Origin of the sequence: Rhodopila globiformis (genome assembly GCF_002937115.1) — a bacterium.
Taxonomy (GTDB): Bacteria; Pseudomonadota; Alphaproteobacteria; order Acetobacterales; family Acetobacteraceae; genus Rhodopila; species Rhodopila globiformis.
In genome coordinates this window covers 1-2810 of the sequence record NZ_NHRY01000011.1, presented here as the reverse complement: position 1 = coordinate 2810, position 2810 = coordinate 1, and the positions used below count along the sequence as shown (strand labels likewise).

Annotated in this window: 4 protein-coding genes; 3 read left to right on the top strand and 1 reads right to left on the bottom strand. The window is 67.3% G+C overall.

Annotated elements, in window-relative coordinates; translation table 11 throughout:
• The first annotated feature begins 617 nt into the window (after positions 1-617).
• The 3 genes from CCS01_RS00225 to CCS01_RS00215 all read left to right on the top strand — a co-directional run bounded on the left by CCS01_RS00225 (position 618) and on the right by CCS01_RS00215 (position 2053).
• On the top strand, positions 618-1277 hold the full coding sequence (locus CCS01_RS00225; RefSeq protein WP_104516839.1) for a hypothetical protein: 660 nt from the start codon (positions 618-620) through the stop codon (positions 1275-1277).
• A 220-nt stretch (positions 1278-1497) separates the two neighbouring features.
• On the top strand, positions 1498-1836 hold the full coding sequence (locus tag CCS01_RS00220; protein WP_104516838.1) for a hypothetical protein: 339 nt from the start codon (positions 1498-1500) through the stop codon (positions 1834-1836).
• A gap of 10 nt (positions 1837-1846) precedes the next feature.
• Positions 1847-2053, top strand: a complete 207-nt coding sequence (locus tag CCS01_RS00215; protein WP_146101498.1) for a hypothetical protein — start codon at positions 1847-1849, stop codon at positions 2051-2053.
• A 581-nt stretch (positions 2054-2634) separates the two neighbouring features.
• Here the strand turns inward: CCS01_RS00215 and CCS01_RS00210 are convergent.
• Positions 2635-2810, bottom strand: a 176-nt coding sequence (locus tag CCS01_RS00210; RefSeq protein WP_146101497.1) for a transposase, incomplete at its 5' end; no start/stop codon positions are given.

Below are 2810 nucleotides of genomic sequence, written 5' to 3'. Positions count from 1 at the left end.
GACCTCCGAACGTACTGTTGGCCGCGCGCCGATCGTTGCCAGGGCGCTCGGTTGCGGTTTTCAAGGGTCCTGCCGGGTTCCGGATGGGCGGTGAAGCGTCTCACCACCCCGAAATCCAACAAGAGCCAACTGAAAAACGCGAACTTCATCATGGTTCGGCCCCCGCTTCCTTGCGGCCGCGACCATAGCGCGGGACAGAATGGTAGTGAAATGATATTCCGCGAAGCCGCCCGGAGCCACGCCGCCATCTGCCATGGCCAGCGCACGGCAACCCGCGGCGGCCCCTGGGTGGACCGGCGTTGCGCCGTGAGGACAGGCACGGTCCCGGCGGCCTGAAGCATCCTGGTCCGCATCATCCGGCGTCGATGCCCGGAACCGCACGATCCGTCTCCGTTGCAACCGGCGGGAGGAGCGCCAGTGCCGCCTGCCCGCTGATCACCGCCCCGGCCGGCCAACCGCTCACTGGCCAACCGCTCACTGGCCAACCGCTGGCCGACCACCGCGGGCGGCCGATCACTCAGTGTAGATTCTTGTTGTGTTCTCGTGCAACCTATGGTAGGCGTTAGGAACCTATAACGAACATGCCTCGCTCGTAATCCCCCAGACCAGGCCGCGCCATGACCGACACCAGCACGACCACGACCGACTGCCTGTTCGACACCATTCTCGGCTTCCTGCTGCCGTTCTTCCTGCTAGGCGCCCACGGCGACCGGGCGCTGGCGACCGCCGCCATCCGCGATCTGATCCAGGCCTACCATGTCAGCACCGTCACCGAACTCGACCTCGCCGGCCGCATCGTCGGCTTTTCCGTTGTCGCGATGGATAATCTGCGGTTGTCGATGAGGCCCGACCTGTCGGACTCGCTGGTGCTGCGCTACCGCTGCAACGCCGTCACCCTCAGCCGATCGGCCGATCAGGCCCAGGCGATGCTGGAGGCGCTGCAGGCCGGGTGCCCGGTCCACCGCGACGTGCCGCGTCCGTCCGTCGCCCCGGCGCCGCCGGCGCCGAAGCCCCGGGAAGCCGCCAGGCCGCCCGTGGCGGCGGCGGCCACGAAGCCGCCCGCTGCAACGGCCGCCACGAAGCCACCCGCCGCCGGCATCGCCGCTCTTCCACAGGATATCGAGGCGATGCAGCGCGAGGCCCGCGCCATGCTGGCCGGGTTCTCCCGCAACAGCCTGCTGGGCAGCGCTATTCCGCTGGTCCCTGATCCCGCCACGCTGGCCGCTGCTGCCGCCAGGGAGGCGGTCAGCCAGGCCCTGCGCCCGCCAGCCGCCTGATCGCGCCGGCCGCCGATGCCCGTTAGCCCTTTGGCAAGAAGTTTGCGCCAGGATGCGCCGCATGCCGGCGCAGCCGTCAAAACGAGGCACGACCCATGTGGCATCCCGCGCAGTTCCAGCCCGAACGCCCTGACCCGAACGCATTGATGAGCGCCGCGCCCTGTCATTCGCCCATCGACCTCGCCGACGCCGTCGGCGCCGCCGACAGCGCCCTGAGCGAATGCCTGACGCTCTACATCCCCGGGGCAAGGACCGCGACGGCACCCCGATCGACCAGACCACCTGGATCGGCGAGGCCCTGGCGCTGCTGGCGCAAATCGGCGGCCGCGCACACATCCTGCCGCCGGTCGAGGGCACCTGGCTCAACGCCGAAACCGGCGTGCTGATCCAGGACAGCGTCATCCTGGCCTACACCCATGTCGAGCCCGAGCAGTTCGAGGCCTCGCTGCTCTGGCTGCGCGGCTTCCTGCACCGCCTTGGCCGCGAGACCAACCAGGCCGAAATTGCCTTCGAGTTCGCCGATCGGCTGTACAAGATCCGGCATTTCGATGGCGGCTGAGGCGGCGCGCATGGCCCTCGCCGACGCCGCCCGGCGCCGGGTGATCCTGGCCGACGCGCCGAAGCGGCACCTGGACGCCAGCCGCATCGCCAGCGTGCTGGGCACCGAGGCAGTCCTGCCCGCGCCGCCTGGTGGCGGCTCTCCGGTTCGCCGTTACGCGATGCACGAGGCCGCGCTCGCGACGGCCCGACCCGTCGATGGAGCCGATTGCCAGTGAGCGGCGCACCGCTCCAGGACTCCGATGCTGAATCACGGCACGGCCGCCACCACAACCAGCACCGCCGGCTGGTAGAGATCCCGGATTTGGAACTCGTTGCATGAAACCGATGATGGATGAGGACATGGTTGCAGCGCCCGCAAACAAATCGAATGAGCGGTCAGCGGCGACCTCTCAGCACGGTGTCGGGCCGGCGTGATCCTGTGCTTGCTTCCGACGGAGGCGGGCCGCATGATCCTGATATGGAAATCCGTTTGGCCGGGCTCGAAAGCGATATGACGGCGATGCGTGCCGATCTCAGCGCGACCAGAGCCACGTGTGAATACATTCGCGGGCGCCTTGAAAGCCTGCCTACGACCTAGCAAATGGTCGGTACTGTACTGGCCGGCCTGTTGCTGGCGGCGGCAAGACTGTTCAGCCATCCGTAGCCGGGGTCTTGTTCGTTCGTTCACAAATCGAGGCGCCCCTTCGCCCGGCACGGCACGCTGCAGCAATCCCAGCCCAACTGAGACCGATCCACCGCTCCCTCGCCGCTCACGAGGACAAACACTGAAATGATTGGGAATTGTTAGGGCGTGTCGTCAATTAAGCCAAACGACGGCGGCGGCGAGGTGGACCGCGGCGAGGAAGTTGCGGGCAGTCTTGTCATAGCGGGTTGCGATGGCACGGAACTGCTTGAGCCTGGCGAAGAAATTTTCGATCAGATGGCGCGCCTTGTAGAGGTCGCGGTCGTAGGTCCGCGGCGAGCGGCGATTGG

What these genes read in the sequence shown, in the direction of transcription:
- CCS01_RS00225 (WP_104516839.1), top strand. Translation starts at nt 618, where the DNA reads ATGACCGACACCAGCACGACCACGACCGACTGCCTGTTCGACACCATT.
- CCS01_RS00220 (WP_104516838.1), top strand. Translation starts at nt 1,498, where the DNA reads ATGCCTGACGCTCTACATCCCCGGGGCAAGGACCGCGACGGCACCCCG.
- CCS01_RS00215 (WP_146101498.1), top strand. Translation starts at nt 1,847, where the DNA reads ATGGCCCTCGCCGACGCCGCCCGGCGCCGGGTGATCCTGGCCGACGCG.